Raw genomic sequence first — 23,196 nt, 5'->3', positions numbered from 1 at the left:
TGGGATAGCGCCGTGCGACTTCGCTTGAGCTTCATTGCCGTGCTGCTCTGCCTCGTGGCTCCCGTCGCGCGGGCGGATGAGGGCAATGGTCTCGCCGTCACCGATCCCGGTGTGTTGCGGGCACTGGAAACGCACAACACCCGCGGTCTCGGCCTCGCGCAGCTGCTCGATCCCGCGCGGACAACGCCGATCCCCAACGACGCGCTGTTTGCTCTGCCTGCGATGACACCGGTGCGCGCCGCGCTGGACGATGCCTTTGCGCGCTATCTCGCCGATCACCGCACACACCAGCCGGGCGTGAGTATCGGCGTCGGCCCTGGACATGATGTGCAACTGTTCGACCAGGCAATGCTGACATCGCCGGACGCGCGGTTCGTTCTCGCCGGGATCGTCAATCGTATGGATCGGGCCTATGTCGCGCCGGAGACCTGCGGCGAGATCAGGCTGATCTATCGCCTCACGCGCACGGCCGCTGGCACAACGCCGCCGCGTCTGCCGATGACGCTCAATCTTGTGCTTCGTGCGAAGGACCTGAACGATGCGTCGGTGACATGCGCGGATCTCGCCGGGCGCTGGCTCGACTCTCCGTCATTCACCGAGACTGGCGCAGCACGCGCAGATCGCTTGCTGAAACCGGATGGTCCGCTTGCGACAATCACAGCCGCGCATGTCGATCGCGTCGAGACCAATCTGCAGATTGTGCATCGACCGAAGTCCGAGACGCAGGAATTCCGCACCGACTATTTGCAGAAGGTGTTTCGCTTCGATGCCACCGTGAAGCAGTTTCGCGAGGCACCCATGGAGAACCAGATCGACCGTGACCGGTTGCTGGCTGATGCGGCGCTCGGTCGCGCGTTTCGCGACTGGCTGCTTGCGCCCGTCAATCTCCTTGCTTTCGATCGCGGTACAGTTTTGATCCCCGAGAAATTCCTTGCGACCACGTCGCTGTCGTCGACACCAGCCGGCTTTGCACCGTCGGCCCTGCAGCCGGAATTCGGGCTGATAGACAGCAAGGGGAAGGGCGTGTTCAGCGAGCGTGACGTCGTCGCCGCGCTGGAGCGGGCAGTGGCGCAGGGCGGCGCCTTGGAGAATATCCGTTCGCCGGCTGGCTTCGCGCGGCGGCTGAACGACATCACCTGCGGTGGTTGCCACCAGATCCGCGGCATCGGTGGCTTCCATTTTCCGGGCGCGGACACGCTGGCAGACCAATCGCAGGTAACGGTTGCCGCATCGCCGCGTTTCATCGGTGACCAGCCCCGCCGTCGCGATATCGTCATGGCGATGCGCGATGGAAAGGCGCCGGATTTTTCGCGCGGCTTCTCCGATCGCCCGCAGATGCGTGGTAACAATGAACTCGCGGGATCGCCTCTCCTCGATGGCTGGGGTGCGACATGTTATCGACCGAAGCAGAAAGGTGTCGCGGACAAGAGTTTCGCGTCCTGGACCTGTGCCGAAGGTCTCGCCTGTCAGCAGGTTGGCGCGGATGCGTCGTCTGCAATCGGCATGTGTTTCGTGAAATGAAATGAGGACGCGATGAACGAGACCGACAAAGAGATCAAGGAACGCGACATCGCGATCGCCGAGAACGAGAGCAAGCAGCAGACGACAAGCAGTATCCGCGTCAGCGTCTGGGCGATCGGTGTGGCGGTTCTGCTCGGGCTCGGCTTCTTCGGATGGCTGCTGGCGCGGTAGCGTTTCCCTCGCCCCGCAGTGCGAAGCATAGCTTCGCTAGGCGGGGAGAGGGGGGATCGAACGCACGAAGGGCGTTCGAGACGGGTGGGGAGCCAGCGTGTGAAATATTGGCTCCCCCTCACCCGAATTGCTCCGCTCCGCTCGCAATTCGACCTCTCCCCGCAAGCGGGGAGAGGTAAGATCAATCAGCCCGGCATCAGCACGGTGTTGACGACGTGGATCACGCCGTTCGACTGGTTGACGTTCGGGATCGTCACCGTGGAGGCGCCACCCTTGGCATCGACGATCGTGACCTTGCCGCCCGAGCGCTTGACGGTGAGTTGTTCGCCTTCAACAGTCGTCAGCTTCTTGCCGTCGGTGAGGTCGGCCGCCGAGAGCCGTCCGGGCACCACATGATAGGTGAGGATCTTGGTGAGGGTCATCTTGTTCTCGGGCTGCACCAGCGTATTGACCGTGCCCTTCGGCAATTTGCCGAATGCGGCATTGGTCGGCGCGAAGACGGTAAACGGGCCGGGGCTGGCCAGCGTATCGACGAGGCCGGCGGCCTTCACGGCGGCGACCAGCGTGGTGTGATCCTTCGAATTCACCGCGTTCTCGACGATGTTCTTCGACGGATACATCGCGGCGCCGCCTACCATGACGGTGTTCTCGCCCTTCATCATCTTGGCAGCAGCAGGCTCAAGGAAGCTCGCCGAAATCATCAGCGTGCTGAAGGCGGCAAATGACAGCAGTGCAATGCGCTTCTTGGACATGGTCGTCTCCCGGTTGATAGTGGCGTCGCCGGCGGGGAATCCGCAGGCGTGGTGATCTCGTTGCCGCGCGACATGGCGAGTGCCTGTTGCGCTAACGAGACCAGCTACGCGTTTTAGGGGAGGCGGTTTCAGGTCGGCCTGTGACCACTTCGTGATCACAGGCCGCATCGCAATTTGAAACTCTTTCACGCGGGCTGCGTAACCCGCGGCTTGCGCGACTATGCTACCGTGCCGGAAGCGCGCAACCGCGCGATATCGGCATCATCGAAGCCGGCGGCGCGCAGGATCTCGTCGCTGTGCTGGCCGATGGACGGCGGCAGATGCGGCTTGCGCTTGGTCTCGCCGCCGATCCAGATCGGGCTGTTGATGGTGAGGATGTCGGTTCCTTCGAACGGGATCAGCACGTCATTGTCCTTCATCTGCTGATCGTTCGGAATATCGTCGAGGATGCCGACGAAGCCGAAGACGAGGCCATTGCCGTCAAGTCGCTCGCGCCAGTCGGCGAGGTCGCGGGTCGCGAACACCTCGTCGAGGATCTTGATCAGTTCGACCGAGCGCGCATGGCGATCGGGTTTGGTTGCGAAGCGCGGATCGTCGCGCAGGTCCTCGCGGCCGAGGCATTTGGTAAAAGCCGGCCACTGCCGCTCTTCGGCGAGCAGCGACAGCATGATCCAGCGGCCGTCGCGGCACCTGTAGTGATTGGTGACGGCATTGAGCGCTTCCTCGCGCGAGCGGCGCTTCTCGAATTTGGCGCCCACCAGCTTGGCCTGCGCCAGCACGCTCGACGACCACACGCCATTGGCCATCAGGTTCGATTTCACCTGGCAACCCTTGCCGGTCTTCTCGCGCTTGTAGAGCGCGGTGACGATGGCGCCATACAGCGCCATGGCGCAGGGATGATCGCCCATGCCGGCGATCGAACGCGCGGGTGTCGTGTCTTCGTCCGCCCGCACCAGATCCATCATGCCGGAGCGCGCCCACCACGCGGTGGAGTCGAAACCGGGCTTGTCGGCTTCCGCGCCCTTGTCGCCATAGCCGGTGAAGCAGGCATAGATCAGCCGCTCGTTCAGCGGTGCGATATCCTCATAGGCGATCTTCAGGCGCTTGCGCACCGGCGGCGGGAAATTGGTGATGAAGACATCTGCCTCGGCGATCAATTTGTAGAGCACCGCCTGGCCTTCCGGCTTGGCCAGATCGAGCGCCAGGCTTTTCTTGTTCCGGCTCTCCATCATCCACGCATAGTTGTGTTCGCTCTTGGGATAACCGGGCAGGTTGGGCAGGTTGCGATAGGGATCGCCAGCACCGGGCGGTTCGATCTTGATGACGTCGGCGCCGAAGTCGGACAGCACTGTGGCTGCGGCGGGCGCGGCGATGAAACTCGCGCAGTCCAGCACCTTCAGCCCTTTGAACAGACCGTCTTCCATGCGTCACTCCCGTCGCTTTTGTTTTGCGTGTTATTCTTGCCGTCTGCCGGAATTTAATTCCATCTGGAATCCGGTGGCGCATTTGACCCATCTTCGATGGGTGATGCAACGGCCTCAGCTAACCCTCCCCTGGAGGGGGAGGGTCGCTGCGTGCATAGCGCGCAGCGGGGTGGGGTGAAGCAGCAAGCTCCGTCGTTGTGGCTTCACCCCACCCCGTCTCGCAACACACGTCGCGTGCTGCTCACCGACCCTCCCCCTCCAGGGGAGGGTAAGAAGGATCAGTTTTGATCTGTCATCAATGCTGCATTGCCACCCGCGGCAGCCGTGTTGATCGTCACCGTCTGTTCGGTGGCGAAGCGGGCGAGGTAATGCGGGCCACCGGCTTTCGGCCCGGTGCCGGACAGGCCGAAGCCGCCGAAGGGCTGCACGCCGACCACGGCGCCGATCATGTTGCGGTTCACATAGACATTGCCGACCGGCAGGCGCGCGATCACGCGCACCATATCGTCGATCCGCGAATGCACGCCGAGCGTGAGCCCGAAACCGGTGTCGGCAATATCCTGCAGCACCTTGTCGAAGCCGGCAGCGCGGTAGCGGACCACATGCAGGACCGGACCGAACACTTCCTCGGTCAGTTGCCGCGCGCTTGCGAGTTCGAAGATATGCGGTGCGACGAAGTTGCCTGCAGGTGCCATGCCCGCAAGGTGCACGCGCATCTCGAGCATCATGCGCGCGATATGCGCATCCAGCTTCTGCTTCGCTTCGGCATCGATCACCGGGCCGATATGGGTGGCGGTATCACGGGGATCGCCCAGCTTGAGTTCCCGGGCTGCGCCCACGATCATTTCGATCATGCGGTCGGCGACATCGTCCTGCACCAATAGCAGCCGCAACGCGGAGCAACGCTGCCCGGCCGACCGGAACGCCGACATCACCACATCGTCGGCGACCTGTTCCGGCAGCGCGGTGGCATCGACGATCATCGCATTGATGCCGCCGGTCTCGGCGATCAGTGGCACGATCGGGCCATCCTTAGCGGCGAGGGTGCGGTTGATGGATCGGGCCACCTCGGTCGAGCCGGTGAACACCACACCGGCGATGGCGGGATGCGCGACGAGCGCCGCCCCGGTGTGGCCGTCGCCCTGGATCAGATGCAATGCTGATGTGGGCACACCCGCTTCATGAAGCAGGCGTACGGCCCGTGCCGCGATGCGTGGCGTTTGTTCGGCCGGCTTGGCGACAACCGTGTTGCCCGCCATCAGCGCGGCGCTGACCTGGCCGAGAAAGATCGCCAGCGGAAAATTCCACGGCGAGATGGCGATAAAGACGCCACGGCCGCGCAGGCTCAACACGTTGCTCTCGCCGGTGGGCCCGGGCATTGTCTGGCTAGTGCCGAATTGCTTGCGGCCCCGCGCGGCGTAATAGCGGCAGAAGTCGATGGCTTCGCGGACTTCCGACAGCGCGTCATCAAGCGTCTTGCCGCCTTCCTGTTGCAGCAAGGCGATAAAGGACGAGCGGCGCTGTTCCAGAAAGTCCGCGGCGTTGTCGAGCATCGCCGCGCGGTCTTCGGCCGGCGTGCGGCTCCATGATGCAAAGCCGGCGCGTGCTGCCGTCACAGCAGCACCTGCCTGCTCGGCATTGGCATCAACGACCTTATCCATGTCAGGCTTGCTGGCCGCAATCTCGGCCAGCAATTTGTTCAACGCAGCGCGTTCGCCGAATTCGATGTCGTGCGAATTGGTGCGCTCGGGTCGATAGAGATCGCCAGGCAGCGGGATCTTCGCGTGTCGCGCGCCGTCGGGCGCGCCAATAATTGCGGCAGGCCGCTTCAGCAGCGTCGTGACCGGCACGGTGTCATCTGCGGCAATCGCCACGAAAGATGAGTTCGCGCCGTTCTCCAGCAGCCGCCGCACCAGATAGGCCAGCAGATCGCGATGACTGCCGACCGGCGCATAGGTGCGCCAACGGATCGCGGGATGGTCCTTGCCGAGCCGCTCATAGAGCGCATCGCCCATGCCGTGCAGGCGCTGGAATTCGTAGCCGCCGCTGATGCCAGCCAGTTCGAGGATGGTCGCGACGGTGAGCGCATTGTGAGTGGCGAATTGCGGAAAGATGCGTGGCTGTAAAGCCAGCAGCTTCTGTGCGCAGGCGATGTAGTTGAGGTCGGTCATCGCCTTGCGCGTGAACACCGGATAGCCGGCGAGCCCGCGTTCCTGCGCGCGCTTGATCTCGGTGTCCCAATAGGCGCCCTTCACGAGCCGCACCATCATCTTGCGATCGTGACGGCGCGCCAGCGCGTCGATGTGGTCGATCACATCCGCGCAGCGCTTCTGATAGGCCTGGATAGCAAGCCCGAATCCGTCCCATCCCGCCAGCGACGGATCGGCAAAGGCCGCATCGATCACATCGAGCGACAATTCGAGCCGGTCGGCTTCTTCGGCATCGATGGTGAAATTGAGGTCATAGCTCTTCGCTTGCTGCGCCAGCGCGATCAGGCGCGGCACCAGTTCGCGCATCACGCGCTGATGGCTCACCGCCTCATAGCGTGGATGCAGCGCCGAGAGTTTGACCGAGATACCCGGCCGGTCAGGCAGCGGGTTGTTGCCCGCGGCGTGGCCGATGGCTGATATGGCCGAGGCATAGGAGTCGAAATAACGCTGCGCGTCGTCGGCAGTGCGGGCGCCTTCGCCGAGCATGTCGAAGGAATAGCGCGCCGGACGCTCGGACGGCGTGCGGGCGCGGGCCAGCGCCGCGTCGATGGTTTCGCCGAGCACGAAATGGCTGCCCATCAGCCGCATCGCCTGCCGCGTCGCCGTGCGCACCGCGGGCAGGCCGATCCGCTTGGCCAGCCGGCCTAGCGTGCCCGTCGGCGTCTCGCCGGGCTGGATCGCGCGCTGCGAGATGCCGAGCGCCCAGGCCGAGGCGTTGACCAGGAAGGCACTGGATCTGGTCTCGTGATGGATGAAGTCGCCCTGGCCGAGCTTGTCCTCGATAAAGGCATCGGCGGTCCGCGCGTCCGGCACCCGCAGCAGCGCCTCGGCCAGCACCATCAGCGCCAAGCCCTCTTTGGTGGAGAGCGAATATTCCCGCAGCATGTCCTCGACACCGCCGAAGCGGTCGTCTTTGGCGCGGATCGCGTCGATCAGGCGCGTCGCCGTTGCGTCGATCCGCGCGTCCTGGGCAGGCGTCATGGCTGCGTTGGCCAGAAGCCCGGCAGCGATGGCCCCATCATCCGGTGCATAGGGAGCGGTGAAGGGAGGCATGGAATCGGGTGGCATGGGCGTTTCCTCGGATATCCTTCAAGCCTAATCCCGGTCTGTCCGTAGTTCGATAGGAGATATCGGAATTTTACCTTAGATAATCCGGAAATGATCGTGCTATACACCGGGTATGAGCGATATCGACAAGATTGACCGGAAAATCCTCGCCGTCCTGCAGGCTGACGGCCGAATCGCCAATGTCGAGCTGGCCGAGAAGGTCGGCCTGTCCCCAACCTCGATCGGCGAGCGGTTGAAGCGGCTGCAGCGCGACGGCTATATCGAAGGCTATGGCGCGCGGCTCAATCCGCAGATGCTCGGCCTTGGCCTGCTGGTGTTCGTCGAGGTGCTGCTCGACAAGACAACACCAGATGTGTTCGAGCGCTTCGCCCGCGCCGTGCGGCTCGCGCCGGAAGTGCTGGAGTGCCACATGGTGGCGGGTGGTTTCGATTATCTGGTGAAGGCGCGTGTCGCCGACATGAGCGCGTATCGTCGCTTTCTTGGCGAGAGCCTGCTGGCGCTGCCCGGCGTGCGCGAGAGCCGCACTTACGCGGTCATGGAAGAAGTGAAGCGCGACGCACCGCTGCCCGTGGGATAGCGAGCCGGGATAACGCCACCGTTGTCTTGCCGTTGCCTTGGCAGCCCGAAAGCGCTGCGTTAGGTTTCCGCGCGTTTCTCTCGGAGCAAATCATGCGGGCAGGCCAGTTCAATCTTCGTGTCGCCGATTTTCGTATTCTGATGGCGGCAGGTGTCATCGCAGTGACCGGCCTGTTCTCGATGTCGCATGCGCGCGCGATCGAAATGTCCCGCGAGGTCAGCGATCTCTACACGTCGGTGTCGATCTACCCGCCATCCGCCGGTTCCATGACCATCTGCTACGGCTTCGTCTGCCGGCGTCGCCACGCCTTCGATTTTACGCCTGCCGACAGGGCTGCGCTCACCAAGCTTCTCGCCGCGGGCAAGGGGTCGGCCGCGGCGGAACGCGCTGCCGTGCAGAAGGCGGTGGTGTGGTGGGACCGCCGCGTCGGCCCGGTGCTCGGCACCGACAAGCGGATCGCCAATGCGGATTTCCGCTATTTCGACGACAAGCATAATTTCGATTGCTGGGACACGACGCGCAACGTCACCAGCCTGCTGCTGATCATCCAGGACTGGGGTTTGCTGAAGCATCACACGGTGGGCAATCCGCGCTATCGCGGCAATGCGTTGGTGCTGCAGACGCCGCACAATACCGCCGTGCTGCTGGACCGCGCGACGGGCACCGAATGGGTGGTCGACATGTGGACGCGCGGCTATGCGCAGCTCCCGGACGTCAAGCCGGCCGATCAGTGGGTCAAGGAAAACTGAAGCAGGGAATGGAGCGCCGTCGCGTCGCTGAGGCGTGCGTCACGTCAACTGGCGGCTCTAAGGAGCGGACCTTACAAAGATCTCAGCTCGGACTTTTGGAGTTAGGCTAGAGCGCACACCGCGGATCGAATTAGCGCAATCCTGCGTGAAACTGATTGCGTTGCAGGAGAGGTGCCTCTTTGGAGGAAACCGCTCGTGCCGAATGCGCTCTACATTGTTGAGGCGTGATCTGGAAAACTTGCCTGACGAAAGCCCGGGGAAGCAGCCGGATCACACTGGTATCAAACCAGATGTATCAGACCTTGAGGTTCTCAGCCGAGGTCTTGCCGCGGTTGGCAACTTCCTCGAATTCAACGGTCTGTCCTTCGTTCAGTGTCGAAAGGCCAGCCTTCTCAACTGCCGAAATATGAACGAACACGTCCTTGCCGCCATTCGCCGGCTGGATGAATCCATAACCCTTCGTCGGGTTGAACCACTTCACAGTGCCTTTAGTCATCACGTCGTCTCCGCGGGATCAAAATCGATAACGAACTGCCGGTCCCCGCAAACCGGCATATCCGACATGCGCACGTTACCCGCGGATTGCCAAGCTTGATAGCTCAAACGGCGTGCAGAAATCGTCCAAACCGACCGTTATCTGTCCAATTTGCCGGGATTCGTCGCTGTTCAGGATGTTTCCGACGCGGCGGAAGGTCGCAAAAGTAGAGTGCCGGGTTCGGTCGCAATACGACCATGCGTTGTCGCCTGCACGCTGGTGATATCGCTGCAATGCAAAACCCCGGCCGAGGTGGCCGGGGTTCGCAGCCCTCATGCGAGGATTAGTAGCAGACGTTAACCGTGCGCCAGCGCAGGCCGTAGGGCGTCATCACGCGGCGGCTCACATAGCATCCACCGCCGCCACCGACATAGCCAATGCCGAAAGTGGGGCCGTAGAAGCCGCCGCCATGGAAGTGGTGGTGATGGCCATGCCAGCCCCAGCCATGGGCCGATGCGGTGGACGGCGTCAGCGCCATCGCGCCGAGGGAAGCTGCAGCAACGAATGCGAGTGCGAGTTTGCGAAACATGGTCGTTCTCCTTCAGTGATGCGCGGAGCGCTGGTTGCGGGATCTGTCTGTTCGATCCATCGCAAATTCGTCGCATCGATTTCGGAGCGGGTTCGAAGAAACTCTGTAGGAATTTTCTGAATGCTTGTTCAGGCAGGCAAAGCGTGTGCGCCCTGCAGGAACAGCGTTAAAGCGCGGAAACCATGTCGCTGGTAACGAGAGACGAAAGCACCTTCGCATCTGTGATCGTGCGTACATTCATCGGCGCGGCACGGCCACGGATCGCGACGTCCTGTTGTGGCAGCGCGGCACCCGCGAGGCCTGCAGTGGTGCTTACTTCTTCGGAGATGATGACTTCGCAAGCGAGGCTCTTGGTCATGTCCTGCAGGCGTGCAGCGACATTGACCGCATCGCCGAGTGCGGTGAACACCATGTGGTCGCGATAGCCGATATCGCCGACGATGACTTCGCCGCCGTGAATGCCGATGCCGAAACGCAGCGGCTGCGGCAGGTCATGGGCGAGGGCGCGATTGAGTTCCTCGATATTCTCGGCAATGAGCCGTGCAGCCTGCAGGGCCTGACGACACGCGGTCTGCGGATCGCAGGCGAGGCCGAACAGCGCCAGCTCGCCGTCACCGATGAACTGGTTGGGCTTGCCGCCGCTTGCGATCACAGCTCGCGAGACGGCGTCGAGAAAGCGGTTGACGATGAACACCGTGTCGTAAGGCAGCCGCTTCTCGGCGAGCATGGTGGAGCCGCGCATGTCGACGAACATGCAGACGAGATAACGCTCCTGGCCGATCCGCGCCGGCTGCGACGCATGCGCATTCGCGCTGGTCACCTGCGGTGCGAACAATTGCACGAAGGCCACATCAGTTGTCGGTCGCAACTGGCAGGCAAGGCGAACCGCGGGGTCGGCAGCGCCGCCGATCCTGCTCAGCACGAAGGCTTCGCGCGCGGAAGGTGCCGGCAATGTCTCGACACCGCTGGTGACGCGAATGCGGCAGGTCGAACAGCGCGCGCGTCCGCCGCAGACGCTGGCATGCGGCACGCGATGACGTAGGCTCGCTTCCAGCACGCTGAGGCCGAGAGGGACGCGCAGCTTGCGACCGTCGCTATAGGACAGATTGATCATCCCGGCGCGGCGTTCGACGACCATGCGGATGGCGCGGGCCGCGAGCACGATACCAAGCAGCGCGAGATAGCCGATCAGGAGATCGTCGGTGATGTCGCCCAGTGTCTGCTGCTGCGGAGCGGTGCCCATCCGGTCCGGGCCGAAATTCTCGGCCTGCCATTGCGGCGATGCCAGCTTGGCCTCGACCTCGCGCTTGCCTTGGAAGATGCCAAGCAGCGCCAGTGTCGGGATCAGCACGGCAGCGGACAGAAGATAGGGCGCGAGGCTCTTGAAGTGTGCTTTCAGCCGCAGCCAGAAATACAATCCGATACACCCGTGTAGCCAGGAGACGACCACCACGAGATACATCGACCACGTCTTCGCGGGCGACGTGATCCAGCCATAGAACACCTGAGGATAGCTGCGATTGATGTCGTACAGGTTTTCTCCCAGGCGGACGGCGACCACATGGCCGACGATGAGTGCGGGAATGCTGAGCCCGAGTACCAGTTGCAGCGGCTCGACGGCTCGCCAGCGGAACTGCCGGCGTTCGAACAGCGCCCAGATGCCGAGCACGCCATGGATCGTCACCGCCGAATAGAAGGTCACGGCGACCGGAAAGAACTGCCAGAAGCCGGCATGGATCACGACGCCGGTCTGCAACGCGTCGAGCGAGATATTGCCAAGCGCGTGATTCAGGAAATGGCTGAGCAGATAGGTGAACAGCACCAGTCCGCAGACCAGCCTGACCTGGCGCAGCCCGATGCCGCGCCACCACGCGGTGGTGGGGGCGGTCCGGGGCAGGTTGCTGGCTGTCTTGAACGTCGCGTCCATGGCGAAACCCTACGGCGAGACGCGCTCCGATGCCATCCGGAGCGGCCTCCGGACAGACCTTATCCAGCAGTAAAGTCAACAAGTTGACAGCATGGCGAAGTCCGCCGAAAAGCTCGGCGATGACGTCTTTTCCCGACCCTTACCTCGATCGGAATGTCTCCCGCCGCGCCTTTTGGGTGATCGGCGCATTGCTTGTGGCGCTGACTGCGATGCGGCTGGTCTATGCTGGTCTGTTCGATTTGCGCACCGACGAGGCCTATTACTGGACCTGGTCGAAGGAAAACGTGCTGTCGTTCCTCGATCATCCGCCGATGATCTCATGGTTCATCCGTGCAGGCACGCTGATCTTTGGCGACACCAATTTAGGCGCGCGTTTCGCCGGTATCGTGGCGATGGCGGTGACGCAATTGCTGCTCGCCGACATCGTTCGCCGCGTCACGCAGGATCTGCGCGCGGTGCTGCTGGCGGTGCTGATGTCGGAAGCGGCGCTGTATTACGGATTGCTGATGGCCAAGGTCGCGCCGGACGTGGCGCTGATTCCGTTCGCCATGGCGATGCTGTGGTCGCTGGTGCGGCTGGCCGAAAGCCACGACGGACGCTGGTGGCTCGCGGCCGGTGTCTTCGGCGGTCTCGCGCTGCTGTCGAAACTCACGGTGGTGATGTTTGTGCCGGGCATTCTCGCTTTCATGCTGGTGCCGGAATGGCGCGGGCGCTGGCTGCGCAGCCCGTATCCTTGGCTGGCCGTACTGATCGCACTGGTGATCTCGTCGCCGGTCCTGATCTGGAATGCCGGTCATGACTGGGCATCGTTCAGGTTCCAGTTCATCCGCGCCACCACGAACAACGAAGTGTCGCTGCGCACGCTCGGTGATTTTCTCGGCCTACAGTTCGGTCAGGTCGGCTTCATCCTGATGCCGGTCATTCTCTCCGCGGTTGTCGTCACGGCATGGCGTGGCTATCGCCGCCGTGAACCGGTCGCGATCCTGCTCGCCACCTGCGTATTGGTGCCGTTCTTTTTCTTTGCATGGAAGTCGCTGACCCTGCGTGTCGGCGATACCTGGCCGATGTTCCTGTGGCCTGCCGGGATCGCTGCGGCGGCGATCAATCTGACGAAACTGCCGGGCGACGGCTGGTCGCCGCGCATGGTGCGTGCCTCCTATGGCTGGAGCATCGCCGCCATCGCCACCGGCATTCCGCTGGTGGTGCTGGTCTTCCTCTATAGCGTGGCCGCGCCGTGGAACCTGATCGGCAAGAACGATCCGCTCGGCGGCGAGGGCGGCTATCAGGTGCTGGCCGACCGCGCACTGGCTGAGATGAAGAGCACCGGCGCCACCTGGATCGCGACGACCGACTACCGCACCTATGCGATGCTGCGCTGGCATCTCAAGGACAAGGTGCCGGTGGTGCAGGTCAACGAGCGCGCGCGCTTCATCGGCTTTCGCGATCCCGGCATGGACAGAATTAAGGGGCACACCGGACTTTACATCGCGCAGACCGCGGACAACCAGCGCCCGTTGCTGGCGACGACGAGTGCGGTGCTCACGTCAGTTGCCGAAGTCGATACCATGTGGCGCGGCACGGCCATGAAGCACTATGCGATCGACAAGCTCACCGGCTGGACGCCTGACCTGACGCCGAAGCCTGATACACCGTTCTATCGCTGGCCGGCGCTGGCGGAGATGTCTGTGCCGTCACGCATTCAGCTGGCGGCGCGCTGACTGCTCTCTCCCGGCTGACGAGGGGAAAGGAGGCCGCGATTGGTGCATGCGACGTCCAGGTCGATGCCAAATATATCTTTCAATTCAACCTTGCCGGCATCCGTTACTTTAAAGGCGCGTGTCGCGCCCGTTCGCGCAACCCATCCGAGTTCCAGAAACCGCCGTTGCAGCTCGGCGCCGACCAATCCCCCCACATGATAGCGCCGCTCGCTCCAGTCCAGGCAGGCCCGGCAGAAGATGCGCTTGCTGCGGCGGTCGGTTTCAAGCCTGGCTCCGAAGTCGCAGAGGAAGCGGTGGCCTGCGTCGGTAAGCACTCCGCCGTCTACGCTCAGATGCATGTAGTCTCGTGCGATCAGCGCGTCCGCGACTGCAACGCCCAACCGTCCGGCCATGTGATCGTAGCAACTGCGTGCAAGGCACAACGCTTCATCGCGCGCGGAACGCGGTCGATGCCTCGGTGGCATTTCCAGGGCCGCGACGGCGATCATGCTTTCCAGCATCTGGGCCACGAGCGGTGATGTGATCCGATAGTAACGAAACCGCCCGCTCGGTGTCACCGATATCAATCGCGCGTTGAGCAGCCGAACCAGATGTTCGCTCGCGGTGGGGCGGGATATCCGCGCCTGAAATGCCAGCTCGGTTGCTGTGAGCGCCTGACCTCCCATAAGTGCTGCAAGCATGGTCGCGCGCGCAGTGTCGCCAACCAGCGCTGCGACTTCGACCATGTTTGCGGAGGCGACCATATCCCAGCGTAGCGGCTCGCCGGATAATCCGCCACTCCCGTCGGTTCGGCCGGCGCCGAACCAATTGGCCCGGCGCCGACCGTCCCCCGTGCGATGATGCGATCAATCATGGCAGCCGGGAGCGGAAACATGCAGGCACAGTTCATTCGCGTCGAACCGTTCTCATCCTATTTCGAGGCACGAAAGGTTCCTGTCGCGCCGGCCGTGCGCTATGGCGATCTCGTCTATGTCTCGCAACTGCCGCCCTATGATCCCGAGAGCGGGGAGATCAGGCGCTTCCCGCTGGAGCGGCAGATCGAGATTGTCCTCGATCAGATGGCGCTGTGCCTTACGGCTGCGGGCTCATCGATCGACAGGGTGATCAAGTGCAATGTCTATTGCACGGGGGCCGATCAGTTCGACACCATCAATCGGGTTTATGCGCGTTACTTCTCAGGCGAGCCGCCGGCACGCGGCTTTTTCATCGTTGCGGGATGGCATGGCCCGTTCGACGTTGAGGTCGACTGCGTGGCAGCGGTCTAGAAGTAGCGCGGATTACGTATTCTCTTCCCCGTCTCGCTTCCGCAACAGATCCTTCGCGAGATCGCCAAGCTGCGGGCGTGGCAGCGCCGTGAATGGCAATGGCCGCGTCACATCGATGGCGGCGAGACCCAGGCGGGCCGTGAGCAGGCCATTGAGCACGCCTTCGCCGAGCCGCTGCGAGAGTTTCGCGGCGATGCCGTGGCCGAGCACCTGCTGGATCATGCTGTCGCTGGCGGCCATGCCGCCGGTGATGGCGAGATGGCTGATGGCATGACGCATCAGCGTGATCATGCCGAGCGTCCCCGGGCGGCCGCCATAGAGTTTTGCGAGTTGGCGCACCAGCCGGATCGCAGCCGCAGCGACGAACAGGACATCGACCACGGCGCGCGGGCTGACGGCGGTCACCACCGAGACGCGTTGCGCGGCGACCGAGACGAGGCGACGCGCTTCGATATCGAGCGGGCTCATCAATTCACGCTCGGCCACGCGAATGAGATCGGCGCCGTCGATGATGTCATCGGCATGGCCCTGCAATGCGGTGCGGGCGCGGGCGAGCCGCGGATTGGTATGTGCGAGCTTCAGCAGGTCGGCGAGAACGGCGCGGCTTTCGGCATGGTCGTCGCTGGCGATCACGGCCAGCGCGCGGGCATGCAGCTTCTCGATGGTGGCGAGCCGCATCAGGCTCAGCGCTTCGCGTGTGATGATGGCGATCAGCGCGATGCTGACCAGCGCGGCGAAGCCGAGGCCAAGAAAGCCGAGGCCGTCATTGATCGCGAACAGGTCGCGGACCAGTTGCGTGACGCCCAGACCCGTGCCGAGCAGCACGAGGCCGCCGAGTCCGGTCCAGAACAGCCTGCCCCATCGGAAGCCTGTGCGGACGGGCCGTAGCGGCTCGTCGATGACGACGGGCATCGCCATCGGATCGGCTTCGGGCGTAATGCGGATGGTGCCGCGGGCGAGGCGGCCGGCGTCCTCGTCGGCGTCCATGACGGTGACGTGGGGATCGTCGAGCCGGAAGGTTGCCGGGCGGCGCGTACGGTCGGTCATTGCAGCCTGTCTCCGATCAGGAACTGGAGCGCGCGGTCGAGGCGGATGTGAGGCAGCGCCGGCTCCTCGCCGCCATCGCGCGTGAGGAGCGGCGGGCGGAAGCGCAGGAAGCGATAGTCGGCCTTGTCGGCGGCATCTGTCGAGAGGCCTTTGAAAGAACCGCCGGTAAACAAGCCATCGAGATCGGTCGGCAGATCGCCGGGGAAGGTCGCGACTTCAGTCTCGCCGTCGAACGTCTCGCCATTGGCGACCTCGCCGGCGGCCGGCGTGCCCAATATTGACGGCAGCTTGTCGCGGCCACGCTGCACCAGCGCTTCCTTGGTGGCGCGCACCGCAGCAATGGCGACGACGTCGACGGATGCACCAGCCAGCTCCGAACGCGACACCGCCTTGGTCACGGTGCGCCGGAGCACATCTTCCAGCCGGTCGTGGCTGAGGTGATGCAGATGATCGGCCTTGGTCGCTGCAAACAGGATGCGATCGACGCGCGGGCGGAACAGCGTGCTGAGGATCGTGCTGCGGCCGATGCGGAAACAATCGAGAATGCCGGCGAGGGCGGCTTCGAGATCGTGGAGTGCCTCGGGTCCCGCGTTGAAGGCCGAGAGCGCATCGACGAGTACGATCTGCCGATCCAGCCGCGAGAAGTGATCGCGAAAGAATGGTCGGACGACCACGTCCTTGTAGGCCTCATAGCGCCGCTTCATCATCGCCCACAGCGAACCATCCGGTGCGCTACCATCGCTGGCGACGTCGAGCGGCGCAAAAGTGAGCGCCGGCGAGCCTGCGAGGTTGCCCGGCATCAGGAACCGGCCCGGCGGCAGCAGGCTCATGGCGAAGCGTTCGTCGCGGCAGGCGCGCAGATAGTCGGTGAAGAGTTTTGCTGCGATCAGCGTCGCCTGCTCGTTTTCCGGCGCATTGGGATCGAGCATGGCGAGATGCGCGTGAAACGCCGCAGCCAGGGCCCTGCGCGGTCCTTGCCGCGACAATGCAAGGCTCTCCGCCGACCATTCCTCATAGCTCTTGTTGAGCAACGGCAGATCCAGCAGCCATTCGCCGGGATAGTCGACGATGTCGAGCGTGAGCGTGCGGTCGGCGCCGCTCGCGCGCTGATAGTCGATGACCAGACGCAGCTCGCTGATATCGGTGGTGGAGTTCGGCCAGCGCCGCTCGTCGATCAGTGTGCGCAGATGCTCTTCATAGGCGAACCTGGGAACGGCATCGTCGGGCTGCGGCGCAAGACGCGCTTTCGCGATGCGTCCGGTGGCCAGTGACTCGAACACCGGAAAGCGTCCGCCGCGCGTCAGGCCATGCACGAGCGCGGTAATGAACACCGTCTTGCCGGCGCGCGACAGGCCTGTGACCCCAAGCCGCACCGTGGGATTGAACAGACCATCGCCATAATCGAGCAATGCGCGCGCGGACAGCCGTGCTTCTTCGACGAGTTCGGACAGGCTGGGCATCGTGCGGGAAAGCTCGTCATGGTGAATGGTGCGCGGGTGTTGGTCTGCCTTTAAAAATGGCGATTGTCTGGCTGAAATCAAGTTCGTCACGAAAGCGTCGTCACTTCGTCGTTCGGCTTTCGTTGACGATCTCCAGCCTATGATCTATCGCTGATTTCAGGGGAAGTCACAGGCGGGCTTACGGGGCAAGCTCACCGCATCGCACCGGCCGGGTTGACGCCACCATGACCGTTTTCCGTATCAAAGAACTGACCAGTAATTCCGCTCACATGGTGGCCGGCGCGATCCGCTGGAATTACGACCGTGCCGAACTGATCGCCGACGGCATCGTTCACGGTCTCGGCGTGTTCTCCGGCCTGATCGCCGCCACCGTCCTCATCGTGCTCGCCGCCGTGTTTGCGACGGCCTATGAGGTCGTGACCGTCTCGGTCTATTCCGTTGGCCTGCTGGCCATGCTGGTGCTGTCGGCCATCTATAATATGTGGCCGGTGTCGCCGCGAAAATGGTTCCTGCGCCGCTTCGATCACTCCGCGATCTATTTGCTGATCGCCGCCACCTACACGCCGTTCTTCGCGCAGATCGCCAACACACGGCTCGCGATCTCGCTGCTGGCCGGCGTGTGGAGCGTCGCCATCACCGGCATCGTCATCAAGCTGGTTTATCCTGGCCGTTTCGATCGCCTTGCGGTCGTGCTCTATCTCGCCATGGGCTGGAGCGGATTGATGGCCTATGACGCCGTGTTCACGCCGCTGCCGCCGCTCACCATGTGGTTCGTCGCTGCCGGCGGCACGCTGTATACGCTGGGCGTCGTATTCCACGCCTGGCAGCGGCTGCGTTTCCAGAACGCCATCTGGCACGCATTTGTCCTGCTCGGCGCCGCATGCCACTATACGGCCGTGCTCGATATGGTGCTGAGCACCTAGAGCATGATCCCGAAAAGTGGGTACCGGTTTTCGGATCAGATCATGCTCTAATAAGAAACAAAAACAAACAAAGGGAGTGCGGCATGCGGGTAGACGGCAAGGTCGTCGTCGTGACCGGTGGCGCCAATGGCATCGGCCAGGCGTTATGCGAAACATTTCATAAAGCGGGTGCAGCGAAAGTCGTCGTCGTCGATCTCGATGGTGAGCGGGCGACGGCCGTTGCGGAGGCCATCGGCGGCGCCGCGTTCCGATGCGATGTCGGCAAGGAAAAAGACATTCAGCATGTGATCGAACTGACCGAACGGCATTACGGGCCGATCGCTTTGTTCTGCTCCAATGCCGGTATCGGCGGCGGCTTCGATCCCATGAGCCCGAATGCGGGCGGCACGTCGGATGAACCATGGGCGCGGAGCTGGGCGATCCATGTGATGGCGCATGTCTATGCTGCCAGGCATCTGATCCCGCTCTACAAGGCGCGTGGCGGCGGCTATTTCCTCAACACGATCTCGGCCGCGGGGCTCCTCTCGCAAGTCGGCAGCCCGGCCTATTCGACCACCAAACATGCCGCGGTTGGCTTCGCCGAAAATCTCGCGATCTCCCACCGGGCAGACAACATCAAGGTCTCGATCCTTTGTCCGCAGGGCGTCGATACCAACATGCTGAAGAACATTCCGAAGGGTCCGCAATCCAATGACGGCAATCTGTCGCCGGAGCAGGTGGCGCAGGATGCGCTCGCGGGGATCGAGGCGGAGACGTTCCTGATCCTGCCGCACAAGCAGGTGATCGATTACATGCGCAAGAAGACCGAGAACTACGACCGCTGGATCGGCGGCATGGCCAAGATCCAGGCGAAGATGCGGGAGACGTTTGGGACGAAGTGAGGGGCGTAGGGCCTTCCTTAACCTCGCCCCGCATTTGCGGGGAGAGGTCGGCGCGCAGCGCCGGGTGAGGGGCATGGCACGCGGCTAGCCATACAGAAGCCCTCTCGGATCTCTCTGAATGATGCCGTGTGGTTCAAGGAATTTCACGGCCCGAGAGACTGGCGCTGTGGCGAATGTCGCGCGCGGCCCCTCACCCGCCGCGAAGACGCGGCGACCTCTCCCCGTAAAGAACGGGGAGAGGTTAGAAAGAGGACTACTCCGCGGCTTCCAGCTTCGGCGGGCGTGGCCAGATCACCGGGACCGGCGGATCGAACGCCTGGATCGGCGGCAGGTTGCCGGTGAATTTCTCGACATTCACCACCGTGAGCTGACCCGTGCAGCCCTGCGCCAGGCGCGAGGTGCCGGTGTCGCGCGTGAGCACATTCGGATTGCCGTGCACGCAGAGCGGCTTTTCCTCGTTCGGATCCTCGGGATCGTAATAGGCGCCGGTCGGCAACTGCACTACGCCGGCCATGACGTCCTCGGTGACCACCACAGAGGCGAGGCACGAACCGCGCTGATTGAACAGCTTGATGATGTCGCCGTCCTTGATGCCGCGCGCATCGGCGTCGACCGGATGCATGCGCGCGACCTCGCGGCCGCGGCGCTTCTCGGCCGAACTATGCCCGCCGAAATCGAGCTGGCTGTGCAGGCGCGACGCCGGCTGATTGGCGACGAGCTGCAGCGGATTGGTCGCATCGACCACGTCCTCCGGCGGCAGCCAGACCGGATGGCCCGGGCAGTCGTCGTAACCGAAGCTGGCGATGGTGTCGGACGTGATCTCGATCTTGCCGCTGGTGGTCGGCAGCGGCGTGCCCTCGGGATCCTCGCGGAAGGCGCGCAGCGTGCCGCCATCCAGCGGCAGTTGCGGCAGCAGCACTTCGCCGGCCGCCCAGAAGGCGTCGAAGTCGGGTGCATCGATGCCCTTGGCTTTGAGCCCGTCGTACGTCGGCTGATAGAGATGTTTCAGCCACTCACGCGGCGTGCGGCCCTCGGTGAATTCATCGGCCTTGCCGAGACGTTCCGACAGGCCGGTGAAGATCGCATAGTCGTCGCGCGCGTCGCCGAACGGCTCGGCCATCTGATGCATCGCGACCATCAGCGGATCGGTCTGCGACGAGCCGATGTCCTCGCGCTCCAGCGTCATGGTGCAGGGAAGCACGAAGTCGGCATGGCGTGCCGACGCCGTCCAGGCGAGGTCGTGCACCACCAGCGTATCGACGCGCGCAAAGGCCTTGCGCAGGCGATTGAGATCCTGATGGTGATGGAATGGATTGCCGCCGGCCCAATAGACCAGCTTGATATCCGGATAGGTCATATGCGCGCCGTTATATTCGAACGGTGCGCCGGGATTGAGCAGCATGTCGCTGACGCGCGCCACCGGAATGAATTCGCTGACGCCGTTCTTGCCCTGCGGCAGGCCGGCGATCGGCACGGCATTCTGGCGACGGCCATAGTTTGCGATGGCGCCGAGCGCATAGCCGAAGCCGCCGCCGGGCAGGCCCGATTGTCCGAACATCGCGGACAACACTGATGCCATCCAAACCGGCTGCTCGCCATGCTTCGCACGCTGCAGCGAATGCGCGACCACGAACAGTGCACGCTTGCCGGGCAGGCGACGCGCCAGCTTGAGGATGTCATCCGCCTTGAGACCGGTGATCGCAGCGGCCCACGCCGCATCCTTTGGCTGGCCGTCGCTGTGGCCCATCAGATAATCCTCGAAGGTGTCCCAGCCATGCGTATGGCTGGCGAGGAACGCGCGATCATGCGTGCCGTCCATCACGGCGGTGTGCGCGATGCCGAGCATCAGTGCCACGTCGGTGCCAGGACGCGCGGCGACCCAGTCCTGGTTCACTTCATCCGGCAGATCGCTCTTCAACGGCGAGATCAGCACGAGCTCGCCGCCGCGCTTGCTCAGCGCGATCATGTCGCGATGTTCGGTATGCTTGCTGATGCCGCCACCGGCGACGCGCGAATTCTTGGTGTTCATGCCGCCGAAGGCGAGAATGATGTCGGTGTGCTCGACGATCTCGTCCCAGCCGATATTGCGGCGGGTCATGTCTTCGTAGTTGCCGAGGATGTGCGGAATCAGAACCGTCGACGCGCCGGCCGAGTAGCTGTTGACCGAGCGCACATAGCCGCCGAGCGCGACATTCAGAAAACGATGGATCTGACTCTGCGCGTGATGGAAACGTCCCGCGCTCGACCAGCCATAGGAGCCGCCATAGATCGCCTTGGCGCTGTAGGTGTCCTTGACGCGCTTCAGCTCGCCGGCGAGCAGGTCGAGCACCTCGTCCCATTCCATCTCGACGAACGCATCGCGGCCGCGACGCTCGTCCGGGCCGGGGCCGTTTTCGAGCCAGCCACGACGCACCATCGGCTTGGCGATGCGTGCCTTGTGGCGGAGCGCTTCGGGGAAATTCTGGATGATCGGATTCGGATCGGGATCAATCGGATGCGGCGTGATGACCAGCTTGCCGTCGACCCACTGTCCGGAAAAGGCACCCCAGTGGGAGCTGTGCGTTTTCTTCGAGGAGTCGCCTGCCTGCGTCGTCATGCCTGACCTTCCGTTATGATCCCGTCATATCAGTGCTTCTGTCCATAAAGCACGGGAACGGCCGAGTCGACGATGACTTCGACAAGGCTGATGCCCGGATGTTGCAGAGACTGCGCGAAGGCGCCTGCGAGTTCCGATGATTTGTCGACGCGGACGGCATGCGCGCCCATGCCTTCGGCCAGTTTGACGAAATCCAGACCGGGCAGATCCAGCCCGGGAACATTGCGCACCTGCATCACCTGGCTGAACGAGCGCATCGCGCCGTAACCGGAATTGTTGATCACCACTACAGTTAAAGGCAATTTGCGCTGCGCCGCGGTCCACAGTGCCTGGATCGAATACATCGCCGAACCGTCGCCGATCAGGCACACCGTGCGACGATCCGGGTAGCCCAGCGCCATGCCGACCGAGGCGGGCAGTGAGTGGCCGAGGCCACCTGAGGTCATGGTGTAGAAACTGTTTGCACCGCGCATCGGAAGATACTTCTGCATTGCAGGGCGATGCGAGGGCGCTTCTTCCACCAGCATCGCATCTGCAGGCATGGCCCGCGACAGCGTGTGCAGCAGATAATCTATCGGGATCGGGTCAGCACCTGCGGGCGGCGGCGGCAGGATGCGGCCCTTGGCGATGTTTCGTTGTGTATCTGGTAGCAGATCGAACAGCAGCTTGAGCGCCGGCTTCATGGTGGCGATGATGCTGGTGCCGATCGGCGCGACGGCGGCGGAATCCACATCATCCGTGATCTGGAAGATCGTGGTATCGCCGTCGAAGATCGCGGCATGACCTTCGACGTGGAAGGTGAATACCGGCGCGCCGATCACGACGACCAGATCATGTTCGCGCAGCGCGTCGGAGAGCTGTGCCGGCGACGCATGCAGGAAGCCTGCGAATTGCGGATGAAGTTCCGGGAAACTGCAACGCGCCGAGAACGGGCTGACCCAGATGGCGGCCTTCGTTTTCTCAGCAACGCTGACCATGAGATCGACGGCGTTTGCGCGGTCGATACCGGGGCCGACGATCAATGCAGGGTTCTTGCTTGTGTTGAGTGCGGCGACGAGTTCCTGCATCGCCTTGGGATCTGGCCCGAGCTCGCGGCTCACATAACGTGCTTCAAGAGGTTGGGCCTGATGCGTCCAGTCGTCGATCGGCACCGAGACGAAGGTTGGTCCGCAAGGCGGCTGCATCGCCACATAATAGGCGCGGGCGATGGCAGCGGGCACATCCTCCGCGCGCGCGGGCTCGACGCTGTATTTGACATAGGGCCGCGGAAATTCCGACGCGCGTTCCGCATAGAGAAACGCCTGCAGCGGCAGAATGCTGCGTGCCTGCTGGCCCGCGGTGATCACCATCGGCGTCTGGTTGCGATGCGCGGTGTAGATATTGCCCAGCGCATGGCCGACGCCGGCGGCGGAGTGCAGATTGACGAAGGCGGCATTGCGCGTCGCCTGCGCATAGCCATCGGCCATGCCGATGACCGAGGCTTCCTGCAGGCCGAGCACGTAGTCGATATCGTCCGGCCAGTCGGAGAGGAACGGCAGTTCGGTGGAGCCGGGATTGCCGAAGACTTTTTGGATGCCGAAGCCGCGCAGCAGGTTCAGCGTGGCGTCCTTGACGGTCACGGGAGTACGGGCGGCGGTTGTCTTGCTGTCGCGGGCCAAGGCGGTTTCCTCACGGGATCGGGCAGTGGTCTGCCGTGTGTTGTTGACTCATCAACAGCAGGAGGGGGCGGGGAGTCAATCGGGGAGGAGGGTGAAACCGCGCCGACCGAGCGGCGCGCGCTGTCGCTCCCTCTCCCCGCTCTTGCGTGGGGAGAGGGGTGGGGTGAGGGGCGGGGCACATAGCC

19 protein-coding genes are annotated in these 23,196 nt (G+C 63.3%); 8 read left to right on the top strand and 11 right to left on the bottom strand.

The window, feature by feature from the left end:
- The first annotated feature begins 12 nt into the window (after positions 1–12).
- Both AB7813_RS11855 and AB7813_RS11850 read left to right on the top strand, forming a co-directional pair.
- Entirely contained in the window at positions 13–1,521 is a 1,509-nt protein-coding gene (locus tag AB7813_RS11855) for a hypothetical protein (RefSeq protein ID WP_441228096.1), read from the top strand.
- 12 nt (positions 1,522–1,533) lie between these two features.
- Positions 1,534–1,692, top strand: a complete 159-nt coding sequence (locus tag AB7813_RS11850) for a hypothetical protein (protein WP_176454609.1) — start codon at positions 1,534–1,536, stop codon at positions 1,690–1,692.
- Between the two features lie 185 nt (positions 1,693–1,877).
- Here AB7813_RS11850 and AB7813_RS11845 read toward each other — a convergent pair whose 3' ends face one another.
- From AB7813_RS11845 to putA, 3 genes are all read right to left on the bottom strand, one after another.
- Entirely contained in the window at positions 1,878–2,444 is a 567-nt protein-coding gene (locus tag AB7813_RS11845) for a fasciclin domain-containing protein (RefSeq protein WP_175368393.1), read from the bottom strand.
- Between the two features lie 218 nt (positions 2,445–2,662).
- On the bottom strand, positions 2,663–3,868 hold the full coding sequence (locus tag AB7813_RS11840; RefSeq protein WP_320445112.1) for a CaiB/BaiF CoA transferase family protein: 1,206 nt from the start codon (positions 3,866–3,868) through the stop codon (positions 2,663–2,665).
- Positions 3,869–4,146: 278 nt separating this feature from the next.
- Positions 4,147–7,146: a bifunctional proline dehydrogenase/L-glutamate gamma-semialdehyde dehydrogenase PutA gene (putA, locus tag AB7813_RS11835; RefSeq protein ID WP_441228095.1), complete on the bottom strand. Its 3,000-nt coding sequence runs from the start codon at positions 7,144–7,146 to the stop codon at positions 4,147–4,149.
- Positions 7,147–7,258: 112 nt separating this feature from the next.
- Between putA and AB7813_RS11830 the strand changes: the two genes are divergently transcribed.
- Together AB7813_RS11830 and AB7813_RS11825 are read left to right on the top strand one after the other, a co-directional pair.
- Positions 7,259–7,723 carry an Lrp/AsnC ligand binding domain-containing protein gene (locus tag AB7813_RS11830; RefSeq protein ID WP_068734214.1) on the top strand — a complete coding sequence of 155 codons (465 nt, stop codon included), beginning with the start codon at positions 7,259–7,261 and terminating at the stop codon, positions 7,721–7,723.
- Between the two features lie 140 nt (positions 7,724–7,863).
- On the top strand, positions 7,864–8,472 hold the full coding sequence (locus AB7813_RS11825; protein ID WP_439064563.1) for a hypothetical protein: 609 nt from the start codon (positions 7,864–7,866) through the stop codon (positions 8,470–8,472).
- Positions 8,473–8,767: 295 nt separating this feature from the next.
- Here AB7813_RS11825 and AB7813_RS11820 read toward each other — a convergent pair whose 3' ends face one another.
- The 3 genes from AB7813_RS11820 to AB7813_RS11810 all read right to left on the bottom strand — a co-directional run bounded on the left by AB7813_RS11820 (position 8,768) and on the right by AB7813_RS11810 (position 11,463).
- A complete protein-coding gene (locus tag AB7813_RS11820) occupies positions 8,768–8,968 on the bottom strand; it encodes a cold-shock protein (RefSeq protein ID WP_068734210.1) in 201 nt (66 codons plus the stop codon).
- Positions 8,969–9,290: 322 nt separating this feature from the next.
- A complete protein-coding gene (locus AB7813_RS11815; RefSeq protein WP_089265306.1) occupies positions 9,291–9,536 on the bottom strand; it encodes a hypothetical protein in 246 nt (81 codons plus the stop codon).
- Between the two features lie 166 nt (positions 9,537–9,702).
- Entirely contained in the window at positions 9,703–11,463 is a 1,761-nt protein-coding gene (locus tag AB7813_RS11810) for an adenylate/guanylate cyclase domain-containing protein (RefSeq protein WP_439083015.1), read from the bottom strand.
- 119 nt (positions 11,464–11,582) lie between these two features.
- Between AB7813_RS11810 and AB7813_RS11805 the strand changes: the two genes are divergently transcribed.
- On the top strand, positions 11,583–13,181 hold the full coding sequence (locus AB7813_RS11805; protein ID WP_439062774.1) for a glycosyltransferase family 39 protein: 1,599 nt from the start codon (positions 11,583–11,585) through the stop codon (positions 13,179–13,181).
- Here AB7813_RS11805 and AB7813_RS11800 read toward each other — a convergent pair.
- The gene (locus AB7813_RS11800) at positions 13,163–13,924 is read right to left on the bottom strand and encodes an ArsR/SmtB family transcription factor (protein ID WP_441228094.1); all 762 of its coding nucleotides are present in this window, start codon (positions 13,922–13,924) and stop codon (positions 13,163–13,165) included. The genes AB7813_RS11805 and AB7813_RS11800 overlap by 19 nt on opposite strands.
- Before the next feature lie 129 nt (positions 13,925–14,053).
- Between AB7813_RS11800 and AB7813_RS11795 the strand changes: the two genes are divergently transcribed.
- Positions 14,054–14,446: a RidA family protein gene (locus AB7813_RS11795; protein ID WP_439062772.1), complete on the top strand. Its 393-nt coding sequence runs from the start codon at positions 14,054–14,056 to the stop codon at positions 14,444–14,446.
- A 12-nt stretch (positions 14,447–14,458) separates the two neighbouring features.
- On the opposite strand, the gene AB7813_RS11790 is transcribed toward AB7813_RS11795, so the two are convergent.
- Together AB7813_RS11790 and AB7813_RS11785 are read right to left on the bottom strand one after the other, a co-directional pair.
- Positions 14,459–15,493: a YcjF family protein gene (locus tag AB7813_RS11790; protein WP_439083016.1), complete on the bottom strand. Its 1,035-nt coding sequence runs from the start codon at positions 15,491–15,493 to the stop codon at positions 14,459–14,461.
- Positions 15,490–16,953, bottom strand: coding sequence for a YcjX family protein (locus AB7813_RS11785; protein WP_439083017.1), 1,464 nt, complete (start codon positions 16,951–16,953; stop codon positions 15,490–15,492). The genes AB7813_RS11790 and AB7813_RS11785 overlap by 4 nt, the downstream gene beginning before the upstream one ends.
- 224 nt (positions 16,954–17,177) lie before the next feature.
- On the opposite strand from AB7813_RS11785, the gene trhA reads away from it, so the two are divergent.
- Positions 17,178–17,876, top strand: a complete 699-nt coding sequence (gene trhA, locus AB7813_RS11780; RefSeq protein ID WP_184518994.1) for a PAQR family membrane homeostasis protein TrhA — start codon at positions 17,178–17,180, stop codon at positions 17,874–17,876.
- An 83-nt stretch (positions 17,877–17,959) separates the two neighbouring features.
- Complete coding sequence (locus AB7813_RS11775; protein WP_439083019.1) at positions 17,960–18,757, top strand: SDR family oxidoreductase; 798 nt, start codon at positions 17,960–17,962, stop codon at positions 18,755–18,757.
- Between the two features lie 253 nt (positions 18,758–19,010).
- Here the strand turns inward: AB7813_RS11775 and AB7813_RS11770 are convergent, their stop codons facing one another.
- Together AB7813_RS11770 and mdlC are read right to left on the bottom strand one after the other, a co-directional pair.
- The gene (locus AB7813_RS11770; RefSeq protein WP_439083020.1) at positions 19,011–21,353 is read right to left on the bottom strand and encodes a molybdopterin guanine dinucleotide-containing S/N-oxide reductase; all 2,343 of its coding nucleotides are present in this window, start codon (positions 21,351–21,353) and stop codon (positions 19,011–19,013) included.
- Positions 21,354–21,382: 29 nt separating this feature from the next.
- Positions 21,383–23,011, bottom strand: coding sequence for a benzoylformate decarboxylase (gene mdlC, locus AB7813_RS11765; RefSeq protein ID WP_439083021.1), 1,629 nt, complete (start codon positions 23,009–23,011; stop codon positions 21,383–21,385).
- Positions 23,012–23,196: the final 185 nt, after the last annotated feature.

The organism is Tardiphaga sp. 20_F10_N6_6 (assembly GCF_052076045.1).
Lineage (GTDB): Bacteria > Pseudomonadota > Alphaproteobacteria > Rhizobiales > Xanthobacteraceae > Tardiphaga > Tardiphaga robiniae.
The sequence above is the reverse complement of the archived record's forward strand: the minus strand, read 5'-3'. Positions and strand labels throughout refer to the sequence as shown.

Excerpts from the sequence above, each read along its gene's own strand:
- AB7813_RS11850 (WP_176454609.1), top strand. The coding sequence starts at position 1,534 with ATGAACGAGACCGACAAAGAGATCAAGGAACGCGACATCGCGATCGCC.
- AB7813_RS11845 (WP_175368393.1), bottom strand. The coding sequence starts at position 2,444 with ATGTCCAAGAAGCGCATTGCACTGCTGTCATTTGCCGCCTTCAGCACG.
- AB7813_RS11840 (WP_320445112.1), bottom strand. The coding sequence starts at position 3,868 with ATGGAAGACGGTCTGTTCAAAGGGCTGAAGGTGCTGGACTGCGCGAGT.
- putA (WP_441228095.1), bottom strand. The coding sequence starts at position 7,146 with ATGCCACCCGATTCCATGCCTCCCTTCACCGCTCCCTATGCACCGGAT.
- AB7813_RS11830 (WP_068734214.1), top strand. The coding sequence starts at position 7,259 with ATGAGCGATATCGACAAGATTGACCGGAAAATCCTCGCCGTCCTGCAG.
- AB7813_RS11825 (WP_439064563.1), top strand. The coding sequence starts at position 7,864 with ATGGCGGCAGGTGTCATCGCAGTGACCGGCCTGTTCTCGATGTCGCAT.
- AB7813_RS11820 (WP_068734210.1), bottom strand. The coding sequence starts at position 8,968 with ATGACTAAAGGCACTGTGAAGTGGTTCAACCCGACGAAGGGTTATGGA.
- AB7813_RS11815 (WP_089265306.1), bottom strand. The coding sequence starts at position 9,536 with ATGTTTCGCAAACTCGCACTCGCATTCGTTGCTGCAGCTTCCCTCGGC.
- AB7813_RS11810 (WP_439083015.1), bottom strand. The coding sequence starts at position 11,463 with ATGGACGCGACGTTCAAGACAGCCAGCAACCTGCCCCGGACCGCCCCC.
- AB7813_RS11805 (WP_439062774.1), top strand. The coding sequence starts at position 11,583 with ATGACGTCTTTTCCCGACCCTTACCTCGATCGGAATGTCTCCCGCCGC.
- AB7813_RS11800 (WP_441228094.1), bottom strand. The coding sequence starts at position 13,924 with ATGGTCGCCTCCGCAAACATGGTCGAAGTCGCAGCGCTGGTTGGCGAC.
- AB7813_RS11795 (WP_439062772.1), top strand. The coding sequence starts at position 14,054 with ATGCAGGCACAGTTCATTCGCGTCGAACCGTTCTCATCCTATTTCGAG.
- AB7813_RS11790 (WP_439083016.1), bottom strand. The coding sequence starts at position 15,493 with ATGACCGACCGTACGCGCCGCCCGGCAACCTTCCGGCTCGACGATCCC.
- AB7813_RS11785 (WP_439083017.1), bottom strand. The coding sequence starts at position 16,953 with ATGCCCAGCCTGTCCGAACTCGTCGAAGAAGCACGGCTGTCCGCGCGC.
- trhA (WP_184518994.1), top strand. The coding sequence starts at position 17,178 with ATGACCGTTTTCCGTATCAAAGAACTGACCAGTAATTCCGCTCACATG.
- AB7813_RS11775 (WP_439083019.1), top strand. The coding sequence starts at position 17,960 with ATGCGGGTAGACGGCAAGGTCGTCGTCGTGACCGGTGGCGCCAATGGC.
- AB7813_RS11770 (WP_439083020.1), bottom strand. The coding sequence starts at position 21,353 with ATGACGACGCAGGCAGGCGACTCCTCGAAGAAAACGCACAGCTCCCAC.